The sequence below is a fragment of the Streptomyces sp. NPDC049040 genome (assembly GCF_043197715.1).
In the GTDB taxonomy this organism is placed as follows: domain Bacteria; phylum Actinomycetota; class Actinomycetes; order Streptomycetales; family Streptomycetaceae; genus Actinacidiphila.
Genome location: NZ_JBICTO010000001.1, coordinates 256,813 through 279,877 on the forward strand (window position 1 = coordinate 256,813; position 23,065 = coordinate 279,877).

Here is a 23,065-nt window from a genome sequence, read left to right on the forward strand (position 1 = left end):
GACGCCACCGCAAGGGGCACCCCCCAGGGGCGCGAGGAACCGCCGGGGGAAGGTGCGACCCCAGCGCCGGGGGCGGGAAGAGGTCATGTGGGCACCCCGGCAGGGGAGCGGTGCTGGTCGGTGGTCACTCGGCCGTCTGCCAAGACGATGGTGCGGGCGGCGTGGGCGGCCGCTACCGGGTCGTGGGTGACCATGACGACGGTCTGGCCGCGGTCGGCCAGGTCCCGTAGGAGGGAGAGGACTTCGGCGGCGGTGCGGGCGTCGAGCGCCCCGGTCGGCTCGTCGGCGAAGAGCACGTCGGGCCGGGTGACGATGGCCCGCGCCAGCGCAACCCGCTGCTGCTGCCCGCCGGACAGCTCCGCCGGCCGGTGCCGGGCCCGCCCGGCCATGCCGACTTCGTCGAGGGCGGCGCGGATCCGGCCGGGGGCGGGGCGGCGCCCGGCGAGGCGGAGCGGGAGGGCCACGTTCTGCTCCGCGGTGAGCGCGGGCAGCAGGTTGTAGGCCTGGAAGACGAAGCCGACGCGGTCCCGGCGCAGCCGGGTGAGCCGGGATTCGCGCAGGCCCGTGATGTCGGTGCCGCCGATCGTGACGGAGCCGGAGGTGGGGCGTTCGAGCCCGGCCGCGCAGTGCAGGAGCGTCGATTTGCCGGACCCCGAGGGCCCGGTCACGGCGGTGAAGGTGCCTCGCCCGAAGCCGAGGGTCACCGAGTCGAGGGCTGTCACCGTTCCGCCGGCGGCCCGGTGGCTCCGGCTCACGTCGCGCAGTTCGACCATGTCTTCTTCCATGCCGACCAGCCAACCGCCGCGGCCGCGCGCGGACATCAGGGCAGGGGCGAGTCCTGGGGGTATGCCTGGCCCCACCCCCGGCGGTGGTGCGGACCGGATCGCGGTGGCCGCGGGCCACCTCCTACCGTGGGCGGCATGCGCGGCGATCGGAACATCTGGCAGGCCCTGGCCAGGCGCGGCTTCCTGGCGTCCTGGTGGCCGTGGCGGGCGGTCGCCTATCTGGCCTGCGGGGTGCCGGCGGGGGCGCTGACGCTCGCGGCCTTTGCCGTACTGCTGCTGCTGGGCGGCGTGCTGGCGCTGGTCGTGGTGGGGTTGCCGCTGCTGGCGCTCGCCGCGCTCGGCGGGATCCCGGTGGGTGCGGTCGAGCGGCGCAGGCTGCGCCTGGTGGACGGGGCGCCCGTACCGTCGCCGCATCGGCGCCCGGCGGAGCCGGGGCTCGGCAGCTGGGCGCGTGCCCGGTTCCGTGAGCGGGCGACGTGGCGGGAGCTGGGGTACGCGGTGCTGCTCGCGCTGGTGCTGTGGCCGCTGGACGCGCTCGTGCTGGCCGCGGCCGTCGTGGTGCCGGTGTCGCTGCTGGCGGTCCCGGTCGCGCTGGCGGTGGACGGCGAGACGAAAGTACTCAAGGCGTGGACGGTCGACGGCTGGCCGGGCGCCGTCGCCGCCGCGCTCGGCGGTCTCGTGGCGCTGGCCGCGGGCGGCTACCTGGCGGCGGTCGCGGCGGGTGCCAGGGCCGCCGCGACCCGCGCGCTGCTCGTGCCCGCGGACGCGGAGGAGCGGGTGACCGAGCTGACCCGTTCCCGGGTGCGGCTGGTGGACGCCTTCGAGGCGGAGAGGCGGCGGATCGAGCGTGATCTGCACGACGGCGCGCAGCAGCGTCTCGTCGCCTTGACGGTGACGCTGGGCCTGGCCCGGCTGGACGCGCCCCCGGGGCCGCTGGCCGAGCAGCTGGCGAAGGCCCACGGGGAGGCGGGCGCGGCCCTGGCGGAGCTGCGCCGGCTGATCCACGGCATCCATCCGCAGGTGCTGACGGACTACGGCCTCGCCGCGGCCGTGGCGGACGCCGCGGACCGCTCCCCTGTCCCGGTGGACGTCGACCTGGACCTGCCGGGCCGGCTGCCGCGGCCGGTGGAGGCGGCGGCGTACTTCGCGGTGTGCGAGGCGCTGTCGAACGTGGCGGAGCACAGCGGCGCCTCCCGCGCCACGGTCACCGGCGGCCACCGGAGGGGCCGCCTGGTGCTGGTCGTGCAGGATGACGGCCGCGGCGGCGCGGTCGCCGGGCCGGAGGCGGATGCGAATGCGGATGCGGATGCGGGCGGGCCCGAGGGGCATTCCCCGCGCGGGAGCGGGCTCGTCGGGCTGGCGGACCGGGTGGCGGTGGTGTCCGGCACACTGGCCCTGACCAGCCCGCCCGGAGGGCCGACCCGACTGCGTGTGGAGATACCGTGCCGACCGATCCCGACGCCGCCGGCGCCCGTGGCACGTCGCTGACCGTGGTGCTCGCCGAGGACAGCGTGCTGCTCAGGGACGGGCTGACCGGGCTGCTGGCGCGGTTCGGGCACCGGGTGGCCGCGGCGGTCGGCGACGCGGACGCGCTCGTCGAGGCCGTCGAGCGGCACCGCCCCGACATCGTGCTGACCGACGTCCGTATGCCGCCCGGCTTCCAGGACGAGGGCCTGCGGGCGGCGGTGGGGCTGCGGGCGGCGCGACCCGGGCTGCCGGTGCTGGTCCTGAGCCAGTACGTGCAGCGGGCGTACGCGGCCGACCTGCTGGATTCCGGTGACGGCGGCGGCGTCGGGTATCTGCTCAAGGACCGGATCGGGCAGGTGGAGGAGTTCGTGGCCGCGGTCGAGGACGTCGCGGCGGGCGGCACGGTCGTCGACCCCGAGGTCGTACGGCAGCTGCTGCGGCGCCGCCGCGACCCGCTGGAGCGGCTGACCCCGAGGGAGCGCGAGGTACTGGGGCTGGTCGCGCAGGGGCGCTCCAATGGGGCGATAGCCCGTGACCTGGTGGTGTCGGACGCCGCTGTCGGCAAGCACATCGGGAGCATCCTGACCAAGCTGGATCTGCCGGTCGCCGACGACACGCACCGCCGCGTGCTGGCCGTACTGGCGTTCCTCCGGGGGTGAACAGCTACGGAACAGCCCCGCGCGGACGTGAAATGCTGCCGTGGGCCCGGTAGGGTTCCTGGTGCGGCCGGGCCAAGCCCGGCGCATTCCCCAAGAGGTGTACGTGCCCCCTGAACCTCCGCCGCGGACCGCCGACCGGCTGGACGACGACGACTACCCCGCATACACGATGGGCCGCGCCGCCGAGATGATCGGCGCGACCCCGGGTTTCCTGCGGGCCATCGGCGAGGCCCGGCTGATCACCCCGCTGCGGTCCGAGGGCGGCCACCGCCGCTACTCGCGCTACCAGCTGCGCATTGCCGCCCGCGCCCGCGAGCTGGTCGACTCCGGCACACCGATCGAGGCCGCGTGCCGGATCGTGATCCTGGAGGACCAGCTGGAGGAGGCCAGGCGGCTCAACGAGGAGATGCGCGGCCGGCTGCCGGCCGGCGAGCGCCGGGCTGAGGGCGGCAGCTGAGCAATTCTGCCCCCGCCACGGCAGAAATTATCGGAATCCGCACTGAGGGTTTATGGCACGGCGGGCTCAGCGAAATGACATCCCGCGCCCGTCCGGTTGCGTCGTGCTACGGTGGAAGCAGTTGCAGTCGTGGTTCCCATAGCTTTGACTCCGGTGCGTTTCTCCGGATGGGGTAATCATTTCGGCAGCACCGGGTTTGCACAGTGTGGACTCGGCGGTATTGCCCCAAGGAGAATTTAGAAAAATGGCTACTGGCACCGTGAAGTGGTTCAACGCGGAAAAGGGCTTCGGCTTCATCGAGCAGGACGGCGGCGGCGCCGACGTCTTCGCCCACTACTCCAACATCGCTGCCTCCGGCTTTCGTGAGCTGCAGGAAGGCCAGAAGGTGACCTTCGACGTCACCCAGGGCCAGAAGGGCCCGCAGGCCGAGAACATCGTTCCCGCCTGACGCACCCCGCATCAGCACATCCGGGTCCGCACCTTCGGGTGCGGACCCGGGTTCGTGTTCCGGCCCGTTCCTGCAATTCCCCGCGCCTCGGCCCGAACACGGACCGCCGCACCGGGAATTCCTCGATACGCGCCGCATCGAGGAAAGGCTTGCATGAATCGTCAGGCTCGCGACAACGAACGCTATTCCAGAACTTCCCGCGGAGCGCGCGGCTCGGCCGGCGCACGCGGTTCCGGCTTCGGCGGCACCCGCGGTGCCGCAGGCCGCGGCGGCGGGCAGCGCCCCGCCTCCCGTCCCGCCCCCGCCCGGCAGGGCGAGTTCGCCATGCCGGTCACCGTCACGCCCGCGCTACCCGCGGTCGCGTCATTCGCCGAGCTGCGGATACCCCAGCCGGTGCTGAAGGCCCTCACCGAGCTGGGCGTGGTCGAGCCCTTCCCGATCCAGGCCGCCACCCTGCCCAACACGCTCGCCGGGCGCGACGTGCTCGGCCGGGGCCGCACCGGGTCCGGCAAGACGCTGGCCTTCGGGCTCGCGCTGCTGGTCCGCACCGCGGAGGTCGGCCGCCGTGCCGAGCCGCGCCGCCCGCTCGGCCTGGTCCTCGTCCCGACCAGGGAGCTGGCCCAGCAGGTCACCGACGCGCTGACCCCGTACGCGCGGACGCTGCAACTGCGGCTCACCACCGTGGTCGGCGGCATGTCCATCGGCCGGCAGACGACGGCATTGCGGCGCGGCGTCGACATCGTGGTCGCCACCCCCGGCAGGCTCGCCGACCTGATCGAACGCGGTGACTGCCGGCTCGACGAGGTCGGCATCACCGTCCTCGACGAGGCCGACCAGATGGCCGACATGGGCTTCATGCCGCAGGTCACCAAGCTGCTCGACCAGGTGCGCCCCCAGGGGCAGCGGATGCTGTTCTCCGCCACCCTCGACCGCAATGTCGACCTGCTGGTCAGGCGTTATCTGAACGACCCGGTCGTGCACTCGGTCGACCCCGCGGCCGGCGCCGTCACCACGATGGCGCACCACGTGCTGCACGTGCACGACGCGGACAAGTACGCCACGACCACCGAGATCGCCGCCCGCGACGGGCGGGTGCTGCTCTTCCTCGACACCAAGCACGCGGTGGACCGGCTCACCACGCACCTGCTCAACAGCGGGGTGCGGGCCGCTGCGCTGCACGGCGGCAAGTCCCAGCCGCAGCGCACCCGGACGCTGGCGCGCTTCAAGACCGGCGATGTCACCGCTCTGGTCGCCACGAACGTCGCGGCCCGCGGCATCCACATCGACGACCTCGACCTGGTCGTCAACATCGATCCGCCCAGCGACCACAAGGACTACCTGCACCGCGGCGGCAGGACCGCCCGCGCGGGCGAGTCCGGCAGCGTGGTCACCCTGGTGCTGCCGCACCAGCGGCGGGAGATGGCGCGGCTGATGGCCGCGGCCGGCATCACCCCCGAGGTCACCCAGGTCCGCTCGGGCGAGGCCGCGCTGACCCGCATCACCGGTGCGCAGGCGCCGTCGGGCATCCCCGTCCCGGCGGCGGCGCCGCCCGCTCCGGCGGCCGCCCGCTCGTCCTCGCCCCGCTCCTCCTCCCGGTCCTCCCGGTCGCGCTCCGGCCGGCCGGCCCGCCGTAGGTCCTGAACGTCCCCCTCTCGAACTCTGCGGAGGCAACATGCGCTGCGTCATCGCCCGCTTCTCTTTCGACCTCATCAAGGAGGAGGTCGAGAAATCCATGAGCGGGGTCAAGCCGGAGGCCGTGACCGAGGCGTCCGTGACCATCGGCCGCAAGCAGTACCCTGTCAAGCAGGTCGGGGCGATCATCACCGGTCAGGACCGGCGCGACTTCACCAACACCGAGGTCGTACGGGCGCTGACCAGGCTGGGCTTCACCTGCCACCCGGCCCCCAGCACGACGCCGACTCTCTGAACCGAACACCCCGGACGCTCCCAGGCCCCGGCTCCTCCGTGTGAGGGGCCGGGGCTACTGCGGTGGTGCCAGGTCGGCGGGGGCGGCCTGCACCCAGGAGTCGAGGAGGATGTCGTGGAGCTCGGCGAGGTCGTCGAGCTCCACGAGACGCGCGCGGACCCACGACGAGTGGGCCTCGTGCGGCGGCACCCAGAACTTGGCCGGCTCGGAGGCGATCAGCTCCGCGCGGTCCTGGCGCGGGCAGCGGACGGCGAAGGACGTGCCGTCGTCGGGGACCGTGACGAACATGCGGCCCGCCACGTGGAAGGTCGGGTGGTTCCACATCTCCTTCTCCACGGTCTGCGGGAAGGACAGGGCGATACGGCGGACGTCCTCGGCGTCTGGCATGGCCACGAGTGTAAAGTCCCGTCCTCGACGGGCGCCCGCGATCCCCGGTCACAGCACCTTCAGTGCCGGGGGATCAGCTCGCGCAGGTCGGTGAAGACGCGGTCGTGGGCCGCGGCCGCGGCCGGGTCGGTGAGGTCCATGCCCTGGATGAAGCCGTGCGGCAGCCCGGACTCGCAGCGGTGCCGTACGGGGACGCCGGCGGCGGCGAGCCGTCCCGCGTAGGCGTCGCCCTCGTCCCTGAGCGCGTCGTGCTCCGCGGTGACGACCAGGGCGGGCGGCAGGCCCGCGAGGTCGGGGGCGTGCAGCGGGCTCGCGGCGGCGCGGGCGGCGGGCTCTGGCACGTACGCGGCGACGAAGAAGGCCAGCACATCGGCGTCGAGCCCGTATCCGGTGCCCTTCTCGGTGACCGAGGGGCTGCCGAGGGTCAGGTCGGTGTTGGGGCAGATCAGGGCTTGCAGGCCGGGCAGCGGGTCGCCGGCGTCGCGCAGCGCGAGGCAGGCGGCGGCCGCGAGGAAGCCGCCCGCGCTGTCCCCCGCGACGGCGGCGGGCCGCACCTGGCGCAGTACGGCGACGGCGTCGTCCAGGGCCGCGGGGTGCGGGTGCTCGGGGGCGAGGCGGTAGTCGACGGCCAGCACGTCGACGTCGCAGGCGCGGGCGATACGGCGGCAGGTGCGGTCGTGGGTGTCGAGGTCGCAGAAGACGAAGCCGCCGCCGTGCAGGAAGACCAGCAGGGGCAGCCCTTCGCCGCCGGGCCGGTAGCGGCGCAGGCGCAGCCCGCCGGGTCCCGCGAGGTCGTCGACGGCGGCGAGTTCGGGTCCCTTGGGGCGGCTGAGGCGGCGCTCGCGTGCGCCGTCGCGCAACCGGGCGAGCAGGTCGGGCGGGTGCATGGGTGCGGTCCTCGGATTCAGGCGGCGGGTCGCAGGCCGGCCAGGGTGACCTGGACCAGGCGCCCTACGGCGGCTCTGGAGGGCAGGCCGCGGGCGGCGGTGGCGGCGCCGAGGCAGTAGCGGGCGAGTTCAGCGGGCGGGATGTCGTCGCGGAGCCGTCCGGCGGCGGCGCCCTCGGCGATCAGCCCGGCGACGAAGTCCGTGAGGTGCCGCTCGGCGTGGGCGGCGCCGTCGCCGCGGTGCAGGACGGCGGCGAGTTCGTGCACCGGGTGCTCGTGCTGGATCAGCGCGTACGCGTCGAGGACCGCGGCGAGCCGCCCCGCCCCGTCGCCGGCGGTGGCGGTGAGCCGCGCGAGGTGCGCGCCGACCTGGCGTTCGTGCCAGGCGAGCAGGATCGACTCGATGTCCGGGAAGTACTTGTAGAGCGTGGCCCTGCCGATCCCGGTGCGCTCGGCGATCTGCGACATGGTCACGCCGGTCAGCCCGCGTTCCGCGACCAGTGCGGCCGTGGTGTCCAGCGTCGCGTCCCTGACCGCGCCGCGGTGCGCCTCGATCGTCTCGTTCCACAGTTTCGGCACGTGCGCAGTGTAGGGGCCGGGCCGCGGGCCCACCATGACACGGTGGATCGGGTACGCCGATCTGTCTCGATCACACGGACCCGCGCCCTCCGCATCCGCCGCGCCGGGTGACCGCAACGGCCGGTCGCCCGGCGCGGCCGCCAGGACTGCGGCAGTATCCGTAGGACACCGCACACCGAGGAGTGGACGCGCGATGACTGGTGAGTTGCAAGGCAGGACCGCCGTGGTGACCGGGGCGAGCAAGGGGATCGGGCTCGCCGTGGTGGAGGCGCTCGCCGCCGCGGGGGCCCGGGTGGTCGCGGGGTCCCGGCGGACCTCGGACGCGCTCGACGCGCTGGTGGCGAGCGGCGCCGTGGAGTGGGTGGGGGTGGATCTGGCCGAGCCGGCGGCCGCGGGCCGTCTCGTGGACGCGGCGGGCGGGAGGATCGACGTCCTGGTCAACAACGTGGGCGCGGCGCCGGTGCGCACCGGCGGCTTCCTTTCTGTCACCGACGAGGACTGGGCGCGCACGGTCGACCTGAACCTGCTTGCCGCGGTGCGGGTCACGCGGGCGGCGCTGCCGGTGATGCTGGAGGCAGGGCGCGGCTCCGTGGTGACGATCGCGTCGGTGAACTCCACGCTGCCCGACCCCGCGGTGATCGACTACAGCGCGGGCAAGGCGGCGCTGCTCGCCTTCTCCAAGGCGCTGTCCAAGGAGGTCGCGGCGAAGGGCGTGCGGGTGAACACGGTGAGCCCGGGGCCGGTGGAGACCGACCTGTGGCTGGGTGACAAGGGGGTGGCCGCGACGGTGTCGGCCGCCTCGGGGGGCAGCGCGAAGGACGTGATCGCGGAGACCTCGGGCTCGATTCCGAGCGGCCGCTTCAGCCGCCCGGCGGAGGTCGCCGACCTGGTGCTCTTCCTGGCCGGTGACCGGGCGGGGAACATCACGGGCAGCGACTTCAGGATCGACGGCGGCCTGATCCCGACCTCCTGACGCGCGCCCGTGCACGGTGCCGCCGGGTGCTCGTGCACCCGGCGGCACCGGCGTTCATCGGGCCCGCGTCAGGAGTTCCACACCTGGACCTCGGAGAGCTGGCCCGCGGGCCAGCCGTCGTTGGAGGTGATCGTCACCCGGACGTAGCGCTGGGTGGACGCGGGGAAGGTGATCGTGACGGTGTTGTTCGCGCCCGGGGTGAAGGCGTAGGACGCGGACGACTTGAGGGTGGTCAGGGTGCTGCCGTCGGTGCTGCCCGCGATCGACAGCGTCTCGTTGCGCGAGCCCCAGCCGGCCGGCAGCTGGAGGACGACCTTGCTCACGCTCTGGGCCGAGCCGAGGTCGACCTGCGCCCACTGCGGGAAGGCGTTGTTGGCGCTCTCCCAGTAGCTGGACTGGTTGCCGTCGGTCAGGTTCGACGACGGGTAGACATCGGTGTGGCTGGACTCGCTGGTGGGCCGGCCGGCCGCCAGGTTGGTGCTGACCGTGCCGGTGCCGGTGCCGGTCAGCGCCACGGTGGTCGGGCTGTTGCCGGCGTTGCTGTTGATCGTCAGGGTGCCGGTGCGGGTGCCGGACGCGGTCGGGGCGAACTTCACCGCGACGGTGCAGCCGGCGCCCGCCGCGAGCGAGCTGCCGCAGGTGTTGGTCTGCGTGAAGTCGCCCGACGCGGTGACCGAGCTGATCGACGCTGCGGCGGTACCGGTGTTGGTCACCGTCACGTTCTGGGCGGCGCTGGTGGTGCCGGGCGCCTGGGTGGCGAAGGTGACGGAGGACGGGGAGACCGACAGCGTCGCGGAGGTCGGGGTGGTGCCGCCGCCGGGGAAGACCTGGAGGGCGGACAGCTGGGCCGCGCTCCAGCCCGAGTTGGCGCTGACGTTGATCCGCACGTAGCGGGCGGTGGCCGCGGTGAAGGTGATGTTCACCGTGTTGTTGCCGTTGTTCGGGTCGAAGGTCCGTGCCGCGGAGGGCGACAGGGTGCTGAAGGAGGTGCCGTTGGTGGAGCCCTCGACGGACAGCGTCTGCGTGCGGGCCGCCCACGCCGTGGACGGCGGGAGCTTCAACGTGACCTTGCCGACGCTGTAGTTCTGGCCGAGGTCGACCTGGACCCACTGCGGGAAGGCGCCGTTGGCGCTCTCCCAGTACGTCGAGGCGTCCGCGTCGGTGACGTTGCCGGGCACGAAGGTGCCGTTGGTGGAGCTCGCGGTGGCCGGGCGGCCGGCTGCGATGTCGGTGCTGCTGTCGATGCCTGCGCCGCTCAGCGCGACCGCGGTCGGGCTGTTGTTGGCGTTGCTGGTCAGCGTCAGCGTCCCGTTGCGGGTGCCGCCCGCGGTCGGCTTGAAGGTCACGGTCACCGCGCAGGACGCGCCGACCGCGAGCGAGGAGCAGTTGTTGGTCTGGGTGAAGTCACCGGTGGCCGCGACGTTCGAGACGGTCGCCGCGGTGGTGCCGGAGTTGGTGACGGTCACCGTCTGCGGGGCGGCGGTCGAGCCGACGACCGTGCCGCCGAACGACAGGCCGCCCGGGTTGGCGTTGAGCACCGGGCCGGGCGCGGTGCCGGTGCCGGTCAGGGTGACCGTGCTGGTGTTGCCGCCCGCGGTGACGGTGAGGGTGCCGGAGCGCTCCCCCGCGACGGTCGGCCGGAAGATGACGCTGACGGTGCAGGAGCCGTTCGCCGGCACCGAGGAGCCGCAGGTGTTGGTCTGCGTGAAGTCGCCCGAGGCGGACAGCGCGGAGACCGCGGCGGCGGAACCGGTCGGGTTGGAGACCGTCACGGTCTGCGCGGAGCTGCTGGAACCGGTCGCGACGGAGCCGAAGTTGAGCGCGCCGGGGGTGGCCGTGACGCCGCTGGCCGGGTAGGGCGGGAAGACCGGGGCGGGGAAGCCGCCGCAGAAGGGCGTGCCGGTGATGCCGGAGTTGCCGCCGCCGTCGGTGACGGCGAAGTTGCCGCCCTCGCAGCTGTAGACGGGCGTCGAGGCGCCGACCCCGGTGGCCGTGACGTTGGTGAACTTCGCCGCGCCGCCGGTCTGCTCCTGGAGTGCGAAGGTGCCGGTGCCGGCGATCGTCACGTTGTTGAGGTTGACCCCGCTGACGGTGCCCTCGACCCACTGCACGGCTTCGTAGGGGCTCTGCTCGATCAGCGCGTTGCTGACGTTGATCGGGCCGGTGATGGCGCCCTGGCTGCCGTCGAACCACAGCGCGCCGACGCCGAACTGCCAGTTCGGGTCGAGGCTGCCGGCCCGGATCAGCGTGTTGCCGGTGATGTTGGTGGTGCCGACCGGCGTGGAGGTGAAGCGCTGGCCGACGTGGATGCCGCCGCCCTGGGCGAGGCCGGTGTCCATCACCAGGTTTCCGCTGACGGTGTTGTCGTGGCCGCCGTAGATCGCAATGGCGTTGGCCAGGATCTGCGTCTCGACGGTGTTGTTCGAGATGGTGTCGTTGGCGTCGGCGCCCAGTGCGGCGTCCGCCCAGGTCGCGATGCCGTCGTCACCGGTGTTGCGGATCTCGCTGTTGGTGACCGTCGAGTTGGTCACCCCGCCGTGGAAGTTGACGCCGTCGGCCGTGGTGTCCCGGATGCGCAGCCCGCTCAGGGTGAGCTTGTCCATCGGCCCGTCCATCCAGGCGCCGACCTTCATGTGGTCGATCCACAGGCCGGAGACCGAGGAGTTGGACATCGCGCCGCCGATGCCGTTGACCTGGTCGCAGTCGTTGCGCTCGCCGACCTGGCCGAAGATCGCGAAGTTCGACAGGTGGACGTTGCTGCTGACCCCGCGGTTGCCGCCGACCCCGCAGCTGTCCGGCTCGCCGAGGCCGTAGAAGCCGGGCGCCGCGCCGGTCACCGTCGAATACCACATGCCCGCACCGGTGACGGTGACGTTGTTGACCGTGATGTGCCGGGGGATCTTGTACGTGCCCGGCGGTATCCACACGGTGCCGCCGGAACCCGCCGCGCTGATCGCCGCGTTGAAGGCTGCCGTGGAGTCGGCCGCGCCGCTGGCGTCGGCGCCCTTGCTGGTGACCGACACCGAGCCGGCCGGCTGCGGAAGTGCCGCGCCGACCTGCTCGAAGTCGGCGAAGTCGATGGTGGTGGCGGCACTGCCGCCGCTCGTCTGGAGGGTGAAGGTGGTGCCGGCCGGATACGTCTGCGGCAGCAGCCGGTGCGCCTCGTCGTAGAAGTGGTGCGGGTTGCTGCCCGGCTGGTTGGTGAACGGGTAGCTGCCGTAGTACCAGCTGTAGGCGTTGGTCAGGGTGAAGTCGGGCTGCGCGGTGCCGTTGATGGCGAAGGACAGCGGGGCGGTGTAGACCGAGCCGCCTGAGCCGTCGGGGATGCTGTAGCGGAAGTCGATCGAGTTGGTCGCCACCGGGGTGGTGAAGGTGACGAACTTGCCGCTGCCCGACAGCGTCACCGCCTTGCGGTAGGACGCCTCGTCCGCGAGCTGGCCCGCGAGCCAACTGGGGCCGATCTGGCTGCCGTTGGTGGCGGAGTTCTCGGCCTGCACCTCGACGTAGGGCAGGCTCGCGCCGCTGCCGCCGGTGGCGGCGGCGTAGGCGGGGGCCGCGCTCAGGGCGAGCACTCCGCCGGTGGTCAGCAGGGCGGTGCTGCCGACGACGGCGACCGCTCGTCTCAGGCCGCTGCGGCGGCCCGAACCACCGGGTGGCTGTGGGCTTCTGCGACCTCGGGAGAAGGGGGGAGTGTGGAACATCACGTGCTCCTTTCGACACAGAATGCCGGATCTGCACCGGTGGGGGTGGAGCGGTCAACGCAAGGGGCACCGTAATGTCGCGGACACGGGTCCGCAATATCCACGCTCATCATTGCGAGAAAGTAACTTTCTTGCGCAAGATTCTGCGTTCATCGGCGGGGAGACGATTTCCGCCGGAAAGGGTCAACGCCGGGTCTTCTGCTGTCCTTTCATGACATTCCGCATCGCGTCGACCAGCTCGGACTCGAAACGTCCGACGTCCGAGGCGACCTGCCGGGGGCCGCCGTGCAGCGCGCCGAGCGTGTCCTCTGAGACGTGGTCGCCGCTGTAACCGGTGAGCGTGAGGGTGAAGACGGCGCCGCCGTGCAGCACCTTCAGCTCCTCGCTCTGCCGGCTCAGCGTCTGGGCGAACGCCTCGTCGCCGAGCCCCGCGACCCGGCGCACCGACTTCACCGGGGTCAGGTCCGCGCTGTCGACCCTGGCCTGGTCCTCGAACTCCGCCCTCGGGTCCGTCCGCTTGTGCAGGTCGATGGTCACGAAGATCTGGAAATAGCCCATGCCGCCCTCGCCGTCGGGTGCGTTCACCGACAGGGTGCAGCGGATCTGGTCGAGCGCGGGCCCGAGCCGGGCCGCCGCGGGCGACACCGCGGCGACGTCGACCGCCCGCAGCGCCCGGGTCAGCGGCTCCAGCGTGGTGCCCGCGCACGGGCTGTCGCCGAGCAGGTAACCGTGCAGGTCGGGCGGCCCGTCGTGGTGCGCGGCCCAGGCCCGTACCCCGCCCGCCCACACCGCGGAGGCCAGCACCACCCCGCCGACCCCCCACACCCACGGGCGCCGCATCCCGCCCCACCGCGGCTTGCGGTCGGCGTCGCTGATCACCTCGGCCCCGCCCGCGTCGGGACCTCCCGTCAATTCCGGCTCCGATATCACGGCCGCTCCTCGCGATGGCGTCGGCGCCGCTCGGACGCGGAAGCGGAACCTGCGGCGTAGGCACGACCGTACGCCGTACCGACCGCGCACACGCCCTGCCTGCGCGTCACATGCCGTCGCCGTGGTGGGCGACGAGGACGGTCAGCAAGCGGACGAGTTCCGCCCGCTCGGCCGCGTCGAGCGGGGCCAGCAACTCGCCCTGGATGGTGTCGATCAGGCCGTCGAGGGTGTCCACCCGGCGGCGGCCCCGGGCGGTGATGGTGATGACGTTGCGCCGCCGGTCGTCGCGGTCGGGGGTGCGCTCGACGTGGCCGCCGTCGGCGAGTTCGTTGAGCACCGCGACCATGTCGCTGCGGTAGATGCCGGCGCGCCGGCTCAACTCCGCCTGGCTGGCCGGGCCGTACTCCTGGAGTGAGGTGAGCACCGCGTAGTGCCACTTGCGCGCGCCGACCGCCGACAGGCCCTCGCCGACCAGCCGGTCGCCCTGCGAGGCCGCGATGGCGAGCAGCCGGCTCGGCAGGGTGCGCAGCCGCTCGGGGGTGGGGCGGGACGAGTCGTTCATGGCCGGATCCTATTCCGTTGCGTTAGTGGCCCTAACGATGTACGTTCGTTAGTGCGATAAACGTTAACGACACTAACATCATGGTCTGCGAGGACTCCCATGCCCACGATCGACGTACTCGACTCGGCACTCCACTACGAGGACACCGGCACCGGCACGCCCTTCGTGCTGCTGCACGGCAATCCCGGCACCTCGAGGACCTGGCGCAACGTCGCCCCGGGACTCGGCGCGGTACGCGTCCTCGCCCCCGACCTGATCGGCATGGGCCGATCGGGAAAGCCCGACATCGCCTACTCACTCGCCGACCACGCCCGCTACCTGGACGCCTGGTTCGACGCGCTCGGCCTGGACCGGGTCGTCCTGGTCGGCCACGACTGGGGCGGCGTGCTGGCCTTCGACTGGGCCGCGCGGCACCCGGAGCGGGTCGCGGGGATCGCCTTCTTCGAGACCTTCGTCAGGCCGCTGGCCGGCGACGACCTCACCCCGCAGGCCCGCGAGCGCAGCCGGCTGCTGCGCACCCCCGGCCGCGGCGAGGAGATGATCGGCGGTGACAACCCACTGGTCCGCACCGCCTACACCGGCGGCGTCCGCACCCCGCTGCCCGAGGCAGAACTCGCCGAGTACCTCGCCCCCTACCCCACCGTGGAGAGCCGCCGCCCGCTGCTGGCCTGGGCCCGCCAGATCCCCATCGACGGCGAACCCGCCGAGGTCGTCGCCCGCGTCGCCGGCTACGGGACCTGGCTGGCGCAGTCCCCCCGCGTGCCCAAACTCCTGCTCACCTTCACCGGCTCCCCCACCCTGGGCATCACCGCCCCGATGGCCGCCTGGTGCGCGGCCAACATCTCCGCCCTCACCACGGTGCCCTGCGGCGAGGCCGGACACCACGCCGCGGAGGACCGCCCGGCCGAGATCGCGGCGGCCGTCTCCGCATGGGCCGACGCCCACGCGCTGCGCTGAGCCCGCCCGCCGGGACGGGTCCGCGAAGTCCCGCCCCTGCGGGCGGACGGGGCCACTTCGCGGACCCGCCCTGGCTAGGGCCTGTCGTCGGCGCGGTGCGCGCGCAGGATCAGGTCGGTGGTCTCGGCCGCGATGCGCGTGTAGTCGGCCTCCGGCAGCGACTGGGTGCCGTGCAGGGTGCGAACGCGGCCCTCGGTGGCCAGCAGCAGGGCGAACTGCCTGGCCGCGAGGGCCGGGTCGGGAACGGTGAGCTCGCCCGCGCGGTCGCGGTCCGCGAGGTAGGCGGCCAGGTCGTCGAGGGTCCCGCGGGGAGCGGACTCGCGCCAGAGGCGCTGGAGTTCGGGGTGCCGGGACAGCTCGGCGATGGTCATCCGGTGCAGGGCCGCGGCGTCCGGGGCGAGGACCGCGCGCAGGATGCGCACACCGGCGGCGGTCAGGTCGGCGCGGGGGTCGCCGGTGGCGGGCAGCGGGCTCCGCCAGGCGTCGGGGGTGTCCCCCAGCAGGCCGCCCGCCGCCTGGGCCGCGGCCAGGAAGAGCTTCTCCTTGTCGCCGAAGTGCGCATAGACCGTCTGCTTGCCGACGCCCGCCGTGGCCGCGACGGTGTCCACGCTCGCGCCCGCGAAGCCCTCCCGCAGGAAGACGGCCAGCGCGGCGCGCAGGATCGCCTCCCGCTTGGCCTCGGAGCGGCGGGGGCGGGGGGCGGCGGCCGCGTCGGCCGGGGTGGCGGGCATGGCGGCATCGTACCGCCTTGCCAAGACTGAACTGTTCCGTCTAATTTTGCTGGGCCGATACTAGACGGTTCAGTCTTGTCGGAGTGTTCTGCCGTGCTGCCGTGCTGCCATGCCGTGCTGTGCCACCAGGAGGGCCCATGCCGACTGTCGCCGTACCCGCCGATCCCGCGCCCGATCCCGCAGATCCCGCTCCCGGGTCCCGGCCCGCCTCCGGTCCCCGGTCCACGCCACCGTCCCAGCCGCCCCCGGCACCCGGACCCTCCTCCGCGCCCCCGGCACCAGGGCCGACACGCGGCCGGACCGTCGCCGTGACCGTCGTCATGCTGGCCGTGGCGATGGACCTGGTCGACACCTCGGCCGTCAACGTCGCCCTGCCCTCACTCCAGGCCGGCTTCTCGCTGGGCGGCTCCGGGGTGCAGTGGCTGGTCGCCGGCTACACGCTGCCCTTCGCGGTGCTGCTGATCGCCGGCGGCCGCCTCGGCGACATCATCGGCTACCGGCGGGCCTTCCTGCTCGGCACCGCCGGCTTCCTCGCCGCCTCGGTGACCTGCGCGCTCGCCCCCGACGCACGGGTGCTGATCGGCGCGCGGGCGGTGCAGGGCGCCGCCGCCGCGCTGATGGTGCCGCAGGCCACGTCGCTGCTCCAGCTGATGTACGCCCCCGGCGAGCGCGCCCGGGTGATGGGCCTTTTCGGCGCGCTCGCCGGCCTCGCGGCCGCCTTCGGACCGATCGTCGGGGGCGCCCTGCTCCGGGCCGACCTGCCCGGCGCGGACTGGATGCCGATCTTCCTGATCAATGTCCCGCTCTGCCTCGCCGCCCTCGCCGCGGGTGCGGCTCTGCTGCCTCCCGGCGGCTCGCCCCAGCGGGTAGGGCTCGACCTGCGCGGCACCGTCCTGGCCGTCGTGGGCCTCGGCCTGCTCGTACTGCCGCTGGTGCAGGGCCCCGCCCTGCACTGGCCGCCGTGGTGCGCGCTGTCCCTGGCCGCGTCGGTGCCCGTACTGGCCCTCTTCGTCCGCGACCAGCACGCCCGCGGCAGCAGGCCGGGCGCGACCCTGGTCGACACCGGCCTCTTCCGGCACCGGTCCTTCCGCTCGGGGCTGCTGGTGAGCCTGCTGGTGGAGGCGGTGATGGCCGGCCTGATGATGTCCACCACGCTGACCCTGCAAGCCGGCCTCGGCCTGAGCGCGCTGACCGCCGCGCTGACGACGCTGCCGATGATCGCGGGCATGGTGCTGGGTGTCGCCGCCCTGGCGGAACCCCTGGTCCCCCGGCTGGGCCGCCATGTCGTCACGCTCGGCTGCGCGACGCTGGCCGCAGGCACGGCGGGTACGGCCTGGGTGCTGCACCACTACGGCGACCGTACGCACATCTGGCAGCTGCTCCCCGCCCTGCTGGTCGCCGGCAGCGGCCTCGGCATGCTGATGGGCCCGCTGTTCGCCATCACCCTCCAGCACGTCGCCCCCGCCCACGCGGGCTCGGCCTCCGGCGTCCTGGAGTCCGTGGAACAGCTCGGCGCCACCCTCGGCGTGACGTCGGTCGGCACCCTCTACCTCCACCGCGCGGCGACCCACGGCCACCTGCCCGCCTTCACCTGGGCCGCTGCCGCCGTCCTCGCCCTGCTCGCACTGGCCGCGGCCTCGGTCCCCGCCCTCCCCAGGCACTTCCGCGGCGAGGAGGAGCTGGGCCTGGAGTGAGTGGCCCGCGGCCGTCGGGCGCCGTGGGCGGCCCGCGCTGGCGACCGCATACGATTCGGCCCCATGGGGCGGACGTTGGCAGGAATCCTGGAGGCAGCGGCAGGCGGGGTCTTCCCGCCGGCCGACGGCGGGGCCACGGTGGTGCCCCAGCCGGGGGAGCGGGACGCGGGGGTGATCGCCTTCACCGCGCACGCGGTGGTCTTCACCGACGAGGACCCGGCGTGGGTGCTGGCGGAGCTGGCCGCGGCGGACTGCGACCCGCTGGCGGCCGCGATGAACCCGCGCTTCCTGGCGAGGCTGCTCGACCGGTCGCGGCGGTGCACGGACACCATCGACCTGCTGACGGTGGCGGCGCCGCTCGGCGGGAAGCCGCCGCTGGCCCTGCGGGAGATCGAGGACCCCGGCCATCCGCGGGTGGTACGCGCGCTGGCCCGGCGCGACGGGGTACGGGTGTGGGCGGCCGACGGCGGGGTGCTGGTGCTCGGGCGCGGGGTCGCCGGGCGCTGGGAGGCAGCCGTCGAGGTCGAGGAGGGTGCGCGCCACCGGGGCGTGGGGCGGGCGCTGGCGACCGCCGCCCGGCATCTGGTGCCGGGCCCGGTCTGGGCGCAGCAGGCCGCGGGCAATGCCCGCAGCGTCCGCGCCTTCCAGGCCGCCGGCTACCGGCCCGTCGGCGCGGAGTCGCTGCACCGGCGGGCCTGAGCCGCCGCGTCACCCCGCGTCGAAGCCCGCCGAGAGGTCGAGCAGGAAGGGCCGGCCCGGCGCGCCCGGGGTCCAGCCGCGGGCCAGCGCGTCCCGGATCGCGGCGGCGACGTCCGAGGGCAGGACGGGCGCGGCCTGGCGCTGGAACCAGTTGGCGGTGTGCGGCTGGTCCGTCGTGACCACCAGGGTGGTGCCCGGCGCCTCGGCCTGCTCGACCGCGTAGGTCATGGGCCATGCCGCGAGCCCCTGGTCGTAGGTCGGGCGCCCGCGCAGCCGCCAGCGGTAGACGGCGCCGCCGACGGTGATCAGGCGTGAGCCCTTCTTCACCAGTGCCATGCCCTTGCCCTCCCCCGTCCGACCCCGTCCACCCCCGGGCCGCCGGCCCATGAGCCGGCTTCACCGTAGCCAGCGGCCACCGGGGGCACACCCGGTTTTCCGCGGGCGGGCGGACGCGAATCCCCCATGTGACTCAGGTCACATCGGACGGTCGAAATATCCGGGGACTCCCTCCCCGTTACATGCACGTGAATGAAAAACCGGGGACGCGATCCCCGGTTACCGTGCCGGCCGTCGAGAGGAGTGAGCACTGTGACCACTGTCGCTGACGTGAACGTGGACGTCGACGTGACGGCGGACGCCGCCGCCGTGGCACCTGCCGCGGTCCGGGTGCACAGGACCCGTGCGGACGCCCTGCGCAACCGGGAGCGGATCGTCGCGGCGGCCCGCGACGTCTTCGTGGAGTACGGGCCCGACGCCCCGCTCGACGAGATCGCCCGCCGCGCCGGCATCGGCAATGCCACCCTCTACCGACACTTCGCCGACCGGCAGGCGCTGGCGCACGCCGTCCTGCTGTCCGTCGTGACCCGCACCGCGGACCGCGCGGCAGTGGAGAACGCGGCGGCCGCCGCAGGCGACGACCCGTGTGCCGCGCTCGGCCGCTTCGCGCACAGCGCCGTCGACGACAACATCGGCGCCCTGTGCGGGCTGCTCGTCAACGGCGACGACAGCAGGTCCGCGGAGCTGGGCGCGCAGATCGCCCGCCTCGAAGCCGAACTCGAAGACCTGATGGAAAGGGCGCGCAAGGACGGCAGGCTGCGGCCCGACGTGACCCTCAACGACCTGATGGTCGCCATCTCGCGCCTCACCCGCCCGCTGCCTGGGATCGACTGCTCCGGCAGTGAGCTGCACCGCCACCTGCAGCTCTTCCTCGACGGCCTGAAGACCCCTTATCCGAACCACGAAGCGGGCGACGCGACGACGCGCACCCCATAAGGCACGGGCTCCGGCCCGGCCCCTGAACTCCTTCATTGACGAGCACGCGTACCGAAGTGGATACCTCCATGTCTCAAACGATGTCCGCCACCGCTCGAACAGCGCTCCCCGATCCGCGGCGCTGGAAAGCCCTGGTCTTCATCTCCATCGCCCAGCTGATGGTCGTACTCGACGCGACCATCGTGAACATCGCGCTGCCGAGCGCACAGCACGACCTCGGCATTTCCGACGCCAACCGGCAGTGGGTCATCACCGCCTACGCCCTGGCCTTCGGCGGGCTGCTGCTCTTCGGCGGCCGCATCGCCGACAAGTGGGGCAGGAAGCGCGCCTTCGTCACCGGCCTGACCGGCTTCGCCCTCGCCTCCGCCATCGGCGGATTCGCGGGCAACGAGGCGATGCTGCTCAGCTCCCGTGCCGCGCAGGGCGCCTTCGGCGCGCTGCTGGCCCCTGCGGCCCTCTCGCTGCTGGCCACGACCTTCACCGACGTCAAGGAGCGTGCGAAGGCCTTCGGCATCTTCGGCGCCATCGCCGGCGGCGGCGGCGCGGTCGGGCTGCTGCTCGGCGGTGTGCTGACCGAATACCTCAACTGGCGCTGGACCTTCTTCGCCAACATCCCCTTCGCGGTGGTCGCCGCCCTGGGCGCGTACTTCGTGATCCGTGAGCCGGAAGGCGGCCGCAACCGCTCCCCGCTGGACATCCCCGGTGTGGTGCTGTCCACGCTCGGCCTGGTCTCGCTGGTCTACGGCTTCACCCGCGCCGAGACGGCCGGCTGGTCGTCCGTGTCCACCATCGGTCTGTTCGTCGCGGCCGTGGTGCTGCTCGTGAGCTTCGCGGTCGTCGAGTCCAAGGTCCGCACCCCGCTGCTGCCGCTGCGGGTGGTCACCGACCGCAACCGCGGTGGCGCGTACCTCTCGCTCGGCCTGGCCATCATCGGCATGTTCGGCGTGTTCCTGTTCATGACCTACTACCTCCAGGTCGTCCAGGGCTACTCCGCGATCAAGACCGGCTTCGCCTTCCTGCCCATGGTGCTCGGCTTCGTCACCGGCTCCACGCAGATCGGCGCCCGGCTGGTCAACCGGCTGCCCGCCCGTGCGCTGATGGCGCCCGGATTCGCGGTTGCCGCGGTCGCGATGCTGCTGCTGACCCGGATCGGTGTCGGCTCCTCCTACCCGGGCGTGATCCTGCCGGGCCTGGTGCTGCTGGGCCTGGGCATGGGCACGGCCTTCATGCCGGCGATGTCGCTGGCCACCACCGGGGTGCAGCCGCGTGACGCGGGTGTCGCCTCCGCGATGGTCAACACCTCCCAGCAGGTGGGCGGTGCGATCGGCACGGCGCTGCTGAACACCATCGCCGCGTCCGCGACCACCACCTACCTGGCCGCCCACGCGGTCGGCGCCGGCGGTGCGAAGGCGCTCCAGGCACAGAGCCTGGTGCACGGCTACACCCACGCGATCTGGTGGGCCGTCGGCATCGAGGCGGTCGCCGCGCTGATCGCCCTGACCCTGATCAACGCCGGCCGGCCCGGCATCACCAAGGTCGCCTCCAGCGAGGACGACTCCCGGTCCGGGTCCGAGTCCGCCCAGGAATCGGTGCCGGTGGTCCTGCACTGACCGTCACCGCATCCGCGGGCAGAACGAGGCCCCACCCCACCCGGGGTGGGGCCTCGTCGCGCACCCGGCGGGCCCGTTGTCAGCGGGCGTTGGTAGAAAAGCCTGCTATCGAGCCGTCCGCGTCAGGAGATCAACGACATGCCCGCCGTAGAGCACTTGGACGAACTGCACGGCCTGCCCGTCTTCGCGTTCCCCGCCGCCGGGGACGAGGTCGGTGAGCTGCCGGAACCGGGGGCGGTGGCCTGGCGGCTGAGCGTCGACCCGTACGAGGACGGCGGAGCCGCGGAGCCGTACGGGAAGCTGTGGCAGCGCTTCCTGGCCACCGTGGATCCCGCGGGGGTGCGGGCGCTGGTCGTCGGCGAGTGGGGCGAGGTCTCCGAGGAGGACTCGGGCGAGGCCGTACGGCTGCTGGCCGAGGCCAACGGGCTGCTGACCGGGCTGCTCGCGGTCTTCGTCGGCGACATCGTGGACGACGAGGCGGCGATCTCCTGGATCGCGCAGAGCGACCTCACCCCGCTGCTCACCGCCTATCCGGGCCTGCGCGAGCTGGGCGCGAGGGGCGGCACCGACCTGGCCCTCGGCCCGGTGCGGCACGAATTCCTGCGGACGCTGGCCGTCGAGGCGGGCGGGCTGCCCGCGGACGTGGTGCGCGCGATCGGCGCAAGCGACCTTCCGGCGCTCGAATACCTGGAGCTGTGGCTCGGCGTGGACGAGTTCGGCGGCGACGCGACCGTCGCCGACCTCGACCCCCTCCTCACCGGCGAGCGCCTCCCCGCCCTGCGGCACCTGGGCCTGCGCAACAGCGCGATCCAGGACGGCATAGCCGCGGCGCTGGCCACCGCACCGGTCGTCGCCCGGCTCGCCTCGCTCGACCTGTCCCTCGGCACCCTCGGCGACGAGGGCGCCGAGGCGCTGCTGGCCGGGCAGCCGCTGACCCACCTGTCCTGGCTCGACCTGCACCACCACTTCATCGGCGAGGACGCCTCCCGGCGGATACGGGAGGCGCTGGAGCCGTCCGGCGTCGAGGTCGACCTCGACGAGCGCATGCGGGAGTGCGTGGAGGGCGACGAGCTCCACCGCTACACCGCGGTGGACGAGTGACCGGCGCCGGGCGGCCTCAGGTGGCGATGTCGGGGTAGGGCAGCGTCACATGGGCAAGCCGCTCGGCGTACTCCCGCTGGAAGGCCAGCGGTTCCGCGTGGTCGCGCTCGAACATCGCGATGAAGAGGGTCAGGGTCAGGAAGGGGTGGGCGCCCAGCTCGAAGAGCTTCGGGTAGTCGTGGGCGGCGAGCGCGGCGCGTTCGGTGTCGTCGAAGGCGAGCCAGGTGGTGGCCTCGGCGGTGACGCAGTTCAGCAGCCGGGGCCCGTGCTCGGCCTCCCACTCCGCGACGGTGGCGACCGGGTCCTCCCGGTAGCGCTCGACCAGGGCCGGGTCGCGGTCGACGGTGTAGAGGAACTTGTTCAGCAGGTACTTGCTCACGCCGGCTCTCCGTTCGGGTACCAGGTGAAGTAGGCCTCCATGGTGTGGAAGAGGTCGAGGGTGTCGACGTAGTCCGCCTTCCTGCCCTCGCCCGCGACGCCCATCATCAGCATGAAGTCCATGAAGCCGTGGGTGGCGTTGCCCGGCGCGTGCAGGCTGTCGAGGCTGACCTCGGCCAGGCACTCCTCGATGTCGCCGCCCGCGATCCAGCCGACCGCCTTCCGGTCGAAGTCCGGGTCGGGTCCGTGCGGCCCGAACTGCCGTGGCCCGCCGAGCTCCAGGGACAGGTGTCCGGTGCCGATCACCGCGACCCGCTGGTCCGACGGCCAGGACTCGATGATCTCCCGCAGGGCGGCGCCCAGTTGGACGAAGCGCTTGGGCTGCGGCAGCGGCGGCGCGAAGATGTTGGTGTAGACGGGCACGATCGGCAGGTCCGCCTCGGGCCGCAGGGTGATGATCGGGCAGGTGATCGAGTGGTCGATCCGCAGCTCGTTGGAGAAGGCCAGGTCGAAACCGGCGTCGAGGCCCGCGCGCAGCACATGGGCCGACAGCTCCTCGTGGCCCTTGAGCAGCATCTTCGGCAGCCCGAACTCCCGCTCCTCGTTGTGGAAGTTGGCGTCGTAGAAGGGCGCCTTGCCGACCAGGAACTGCGGCATGTTGTCCAGCCACAGCTGGTGGAAGTGGTCGGAGCCGACCATCACCAGCACGTCGGGGCGGGCCTTGGTGAGCGTCGCCCTGAACGCCTCGATCTTGCGCACCCACTCGTCCGCGAACGGCGGCCGCTCGGCCCCTGTGGCGGTGCTGGCACGGTAGTAGAACGGATGGTGGGTGGATGCGATCACCGCGACCAGCTCGGCCATC

General features: G+C 73.1%; 24 protein-coding genes. 13 read left to right on the forward strand and 11 right to left on the reverse strand.

Translation table 11 applies throughout. The annotated features are described in order from the left end of the window. Window positions 1-83: 83 nt before the first annotated feature. Complete coding sequence (locus tag ACGFMP_RS01125; protein ID WP_393669500.1) at window positions 84-785, reverse strand: ABC transporter ATP-binding protein; 702 nt, start codon at window positions 783-785, stop codon at window positions 84-86. 135 nt (window positions 786-920) lie between these two features. Between ACGFMP_RS01125 and ACGFMP_RS01130 the strand changes: the two genes are divergently transcribed. The 6 genes from ACGFMP_RS01130 to ACGFMP_RS01155 all read left to right on the forward strand — a co-directional run bounded on the left by ACGFMP_RS01130 (window position 921) and on the right by ACGFMP_RS01155 (window position 5,743). Then, window positions 921-2,273, forward strand: a complete 1,353-nt coding sequence (locus ACGFMP_RS01130) for a sensor histidine kinase (RefSeq protein ID WP_393669501.1) — start codon at window positions 921-923, stop codon at window positions 2,271-2,273. 5 nt (window positions 2,274-2,278) lie between these two features. Next, the gene (locus ACGFMP_RS01135) at window positions 2,279-2,911 is read left to right on the forward strand and encodes a response regulator (protein WP_393670284.1); all 633 of its coding nucleotides are present in this window, start codon (window positions 2,279-2,281) and stop codon (window positions 2,909-2,911) included. 103 nt (window positions 2,912-3,014) lie between these two features. After that, window positions 3,015-3,368, forward strand: coding sequence for a MerR family transcriptional regulator (locus ACGFMP_RS01140; RefSeq protein ID WP_393669502.1), 354 nt, complete (start codon window positions 3,015-3,017; stop codon window positions 3,366-3,368). A 244-nt stretch (window positions 3,369-3,612) separates the two neighbouring features. Further along, a complete protein-coding gene (locus ACGFMP_RS01145; RefSeq protein ID WP_073494967.1) occupies window positions 3,613-3,816 on the forward strand; it encodes a cold-shock protein in 204 nt (67 codons plus the stop codon). A 153-nt stretch (window positions 3,817-3,969) separates the two neighbouring features. Continuing rightward, window positions 3,970-5,457 carry a DEAD/DEAH box helicase gene (locus ACGFMP_RS01150; RefSeq protein ID WP_393669503.1) on the forward strand — a complete coding sequence of 496 codons (1,488 nt, stop codon included), beginning with the start codon at window positions 3,970-3,972 and terminating at the stop codon, window positions 5,455-5,457. A 31-nt stretch (window positions 5,458-5,488) separates the two neighbouring features. Beyond that, window positions 5,489-5,743, forward strand: a complete 255-nt coding sequence (locus ACGFMP_RS01155) for an SCO5918 family protein (RefSeq protein WP_393669504.1) — start codon at window positions 5,489-5,491, stop codon at window positions 5,741-5,743. A gap of 54 nt (window positions 5,744-5,797) precedes the next feature. Here ACGFMP_RS01155 and ACGFMP_RS01160 read toward each other — a convergent pair whose 3' ends face one another. Genes ACGFMP_RS01160 through ACGFMP_RS01170 form a run of 3 tightly spaced genes read right to left on the reverse strand, consistent with a single transcriptional unit; the run spans window position 5,798 to window position 7,595 of the window. Beyond that, window positions 5,798-6,130: an MmcQ/YjbR family DNA-binding protein gene (locus tag ACGFMP_RS01160; RefSeq protein ID WP_393669505.1), complete on the reverse strand. Its 333-nt coding sequence runs from the start codon at window positions 6,128-6,130 to the stop codon at window positions 5,798-5,800. Window positions 6,131-6,189: 59 nt separating this feature from the next. Beyond that, the gene (locus ACGFMP_RS01165; protein WP_393669506.1) at window positions 6,190-7,017 is read right to left on the reverse strand and encodes an alpha/beta hydrolase; all 828 of its coding nucleotides are present in this window, start codon (window positions 7,015-7,017) and stop codon (window positions 6,190-6,192) included. Between the two features lie 17 nt (window positions 7,018-7,034). Next, window positions 7,035-7,595: a TetR/AcrR family transcriptional regulator gene (locus ACGFMP_RS01170; RefSeq protein WP_393669507.1), complete on the reverse strand. Its 561-nt coding sequence runs from the start codon at window positions 7,593-7,595 to the stop codon at window positions 7,035-7,037. Between the two features lie 193 nt (window positions 7,596-7,788). Between ACGFMP_RS01170 and ACGFMP_RS01175 the strand changes: the two genes are divergently transcribed. Then, complete coding sequence (locus ACGFMP_RS01175) at window positions 7,789-8,568, forward strand: oxidoreductase (RefSeq protein ID WP_393669508.1); 780 nt, start codon at window positions 7,789-7,791, stop codon at window positions 8,566-8,568. Between the two features lie 68 nt (window positions 8,569-8,636). On the opposite strand, the gene ACGFMP_RS01180 is transcribed toward ACGFMP_RS01175, so the two are convergent. The 3 genes from ACGFMP_RS01180 to ACGFMP_RS01190 all read right to left on the reverse strand — a co-directional run bounded on the left by ACGFMP_RS01180 (window position 8,637) and on the right by ACGFMP_RS01190 (window position 13,761). After that, window positions 8,637-12,269: a choice-of-anchor D domain-containing protein gene (locus ACGFMP_RS01180; protein ID WP_393669509.1), complete on the reverse strand. Its 3,633-nt coding sequence runs from the start codon at window positions 12,267-12,269 to the stop codon at window positions 8,637-8,639. A gap of 183 nt (window positions 12,270-12,452) precedes the next feature. Next, a complete protein-coding gene (locus ACGFMP_RS01185) occupies window positions 12,453-13,199 on the reverse strand; it encodes a hypothetical protein (protein ID WP_393669510.1) in 747 nt (248 codons plus the stop codon). Between the two features lie 106 nt (window positions 13,200-13,305). After that, a complete protein-coding gene (locus ACGFMP_RS01190) occupies window positions 13,306-13,761 on the reverse strand; it encodes a MarR family winged helix-turn-helix transcriptional regulator (RefSeq protein WP_393669511.1) in 456 nt (151 codons plus the stop codon). Between the two features lie 99 nt (window positions 13,762-13,860). On the opposite strand from ACGFMP_RS01190, the gene ACGFMP_RS01195 reads away from it, so the two are divergent. After that, window positions 13,861-14,718 (forward strand): haloalkane dehalogenase, encoded by an 858-nt coding sequence (locus ACGFMP_RS01195; protein ID WP_393669512.1) that lies wholly within the window; start codon window positions 13,861-13,863, stop codon window positions 14,716-14,718. A 74-nt stretch (window positions 14,719-14,792) separates the two neighbouring features. On the opposite strand, the gene ACGFMP_RS01200 is transcribed toward ACGFMP_RS01195, so the two are convergent. Next, window positions 14,793-15,449 (reverse strand): TetR/AcrR family transcriptional regulator, encoded by a 657-nt coding sequence (locus ACGFMP_RS01200; RefSeq protein WP_393669513.1) that lies wholly within the window; start codon window positions 15,447-15,449, stop codon window positions 14,793-14,795. A gap of 308 nt (window positions 15,450-15,757) precedes the next feature. Here ACGFMP_RS01200 and ACGFMP_RS01205 point away from each other — a divergent pair, with 308 nt between their 5' ends. Next, window positions 15,758-17,143: an MFS transporter gene (locus ACGFMP_RS01205; RefSeq protein WP_393669514.1), complete on the forward strand. Its 1,386-nt coding sequence runs from the start codon at window positions 15,758-15,760 to the stop codon at window positions 17,141-17,143. A gap of 63 nt (window positions 17,144-17,206) precedes the next feature. After that, window positions 17,207-17,842 (forward strand): GNAT family N-acetyltransferase, encoded by a 636-nt coding sequence (locus tag ACGFMP_RS01210; protein WP_393669515.1) that lies wholly within the window; start codon window positions 17,207-17,209, stop codon window positions 17,840-17,842. 9 nt (window positions 17,843-17,851) lie between these two features. On the opposite strand, the gene ACGFMP_RS01215 is transcribed toward ACGFMP_RS01210, so the two are convergent. Continuing rightward, window positions 17,852-18,178 (reverse strand): hypothetical protein, encoded by a 327-nt coding sequence (locus ACGFMP_RS01215; RefSeq protein WP_393669516.1) that lies wholly within the window; start codon window positions 18,176-18,178, stop codon window positions 17,852-17,854. 252 nt (window positions 18,179-18,430) lie between these two features. Here ACGFMP_RS01215 and ACGFMP_RS01220 point away from each other — a divergent pair, with 252 nt between their 5' ends. The 3 genes from ACGFMP_RS01220 (at window position 18,431) to ACGFMP_RS01230 (ending at window position 21,825) form a co-directional block, all read left to right on the forward strand. Beyond that, complete coding sequence (locus tag ACGFMP_RS01220) at window positions 18,431-19,114, forward strand: TetR/AcrR family transcriptional regulator (protein WP_393669517.1); 684 nt, start codon at window positions 18,431-18,433, stop codon at window positions 19,112-19,114. Between the two features lie 80 nt (window positions 19,115-19,194). Then, window positions 19,195-20,724, forward strand: a complete 1,530-nt coding sequence (locus ACGFMP_RS01225; protein WP_393670285.1) for an MFS transporter — start codon at window positions 19,195-19,197, stop codon at window positions 20,722-20,724. Between the two features lie 138 nt (window positions 20,725-20,862). Beyond that, on the forward strand, window positions 20,863-21,825 hold the full coding sequence (locus ACGFMP_RS01230) for an STM4015 family protein (RefSeq protein ID WP_393669518.1): 963 nt from the start codon (window positions 20,863-20,865) through the stop codon (window positions 21,823-21,825). A gap of 16 nt (window positions 21,826-21,841) precedes the next feature. Here ACGFMP_RS01230 and ACGFMP_RS01235 read toward each other — a convergent pair whose 3' ends face one another. Together ACGFMP_RS01235 and ACGFMP_RS01240 are read right to left on the reverse strand one after the other, a co-directional pair. Further along, the gene (locus ACGFMP_RS01235; protein ID WP_393669519.1) at window positions 21,842-22,204 is read right to left on the reverse strand and encodes a hypothetical protein; all 363 of its coding nucleotides are present in this window, start codon (window positions 22,202-22,204) and stop codon (window positions 21,842-21,844) included. Next, complete coding sequence (locus ACGFMP_RS01240; protein WP_393669520.1) at window positions 22,201-23,064, reverse strand: extradiol ring-cleavage dioxygenase; 864 nt, start codon at window positions 23,062-23,064, stop codon at window positions 22,201-22,203. Before ACGFMP_RS01240 ends, ACGFMP_RS01235 begins: the two co-directional genes overlap by 4 nt. Window position 23,065 lies beyond the last annotated feature (1 nt).

What these genes read in the sequence shown, in the direction of transcription:
- ACGFMP_RS01125 (WP_393669500.1), bottom strand. Translation starts at nt 785, where the DNA reads ATGGAAGAAGACATGGTCGAACTGCGCGACGTGAGCCGGAGCCACCGG.
- ACGFMP_RS01130 (WP_393669501.1), top strand. Translation starts at nt 921, where the DNA reads ATGCGCGGCGATCGGAACATCTGGCAGGCCCTGGCCAGGCGCGGCTTC.
- ACGFMP_RS01145 (WP_073494967.1), top strand. Translation starts at nt 3,613, where the DNA reads ATGGCTACTGGCACCGTGAAGTGGTTCAACGCGGAAAAGGGCTTCGGC.
- ACGFMP_RS01150 (WP_393669503.1), top strand. Translation starts at nt 3,970, where the DNA reads ATGAATCGTCAGGCTCGCGACAACGAACGCTATTCCAGAACTTCCCGC.
- ACGFMP_RS01155 (WP_393669504.1), top strand. Translation starts at nt 5,489, where the DNA reads ATGCGCTGCGTCATCGCCCGCTTCTCTTTCGACCTCATCAAGGAGGAG.
- ACGFMP_RS01160 (WP_393669505.1), bottom strand. Translation starts at nt 6,130, where the DNA reads ATGCCAGACGCCGAGGACGTCCGCCGTATCGCCCTGTCCTTCCCGCAG.
- ACGFMP_RS01165 (WP_393669506.1), bottom strand. Translation starts at nt 7,017, where the DNA reads ATGCACCCGCCCGACCTGCTCGCCCGGTTGCGCGACGGCGCACGCGAG.
- ACGFMP_RS01175 (WP_393669508.1), top strand. Translation starts at nt 7,789, where the DNA reads ATGACTGGTGAGTTGCAAGGCAGGACCGCCGTGGTGACCGGGGCGAGC.
- ACGFMP_RS01180 (WP_393669509.1), bottom strand. Translation starts at nt 12,269, where the DNA reads ATGTTCCACACTCCCCCCTTCTCCCGAGGTCGCAGAAGCCCACAGCCA.
- ACGFMP_RS01190 (WP_393669511.1), bottom strand. Translation starts at nt 13,761, where the DNA reads ATGAACGACTCGTCCCGCCCCACCCCCGAGCGGCTGCGCACCCTGCCG.
- ACGFMP_RS01195 (WP_393669512.1), top strand. Translation starts at nt 13,861, where the DNA reads ATGCCCACGATCGACGTACTCGACTCGGCACTCCACTACGAGGACACC.
- ACGFMP_RS01200 (WP_393669513.1), bottom strand. Translation starts at nt 15,449, where the DNA reads ATGCCCGCCACCCCGGCCGACGCGGCCGCCGCCCCCCGCCCCCGCCGC.
- ACGFMP_RS01210 (WP_393669515.1), top strand. Translation starts at nt 17,207, where the DNA reads ATGGGGCGGACGTTGGCAGGAATCCTGGAGGCAGCGGCAGGCGGGGTC.
- ACGFMP_RS01215 (WP_393669516.1), bottom strand. Translation starts at nt 18,178, where the DNA reads ATGGCACTGGTGAAGAAGGGCTCACGCCTGATCACCGTCGGCGGCGCC.
- ACGFMP_RS01225 (WP_393670285.1), top strand. Translation starts at nt 19,195, where the DNA reads ATGTCCGCCACCGCTCGAACAGCGCTCCCCGATCCGCGGCGCTGGAAA.
- ACGFMP_RS01230 (WP_393669518.1), top strand. Translation starts at nt 20,863, where the DNA reads ATGCCCGCCGTAGAGCACTTGGACGAACTGCACGGCCTGCCCGTCTTC.
- ACGFMP_RS01240 (WP_393669520.1), bottom strand. Translation starts at nt 23,064, where the DNA reads ATGGCCGAGCTGGTCGCGGTGATCGCATCCACCCACCATCCGTTCTAC.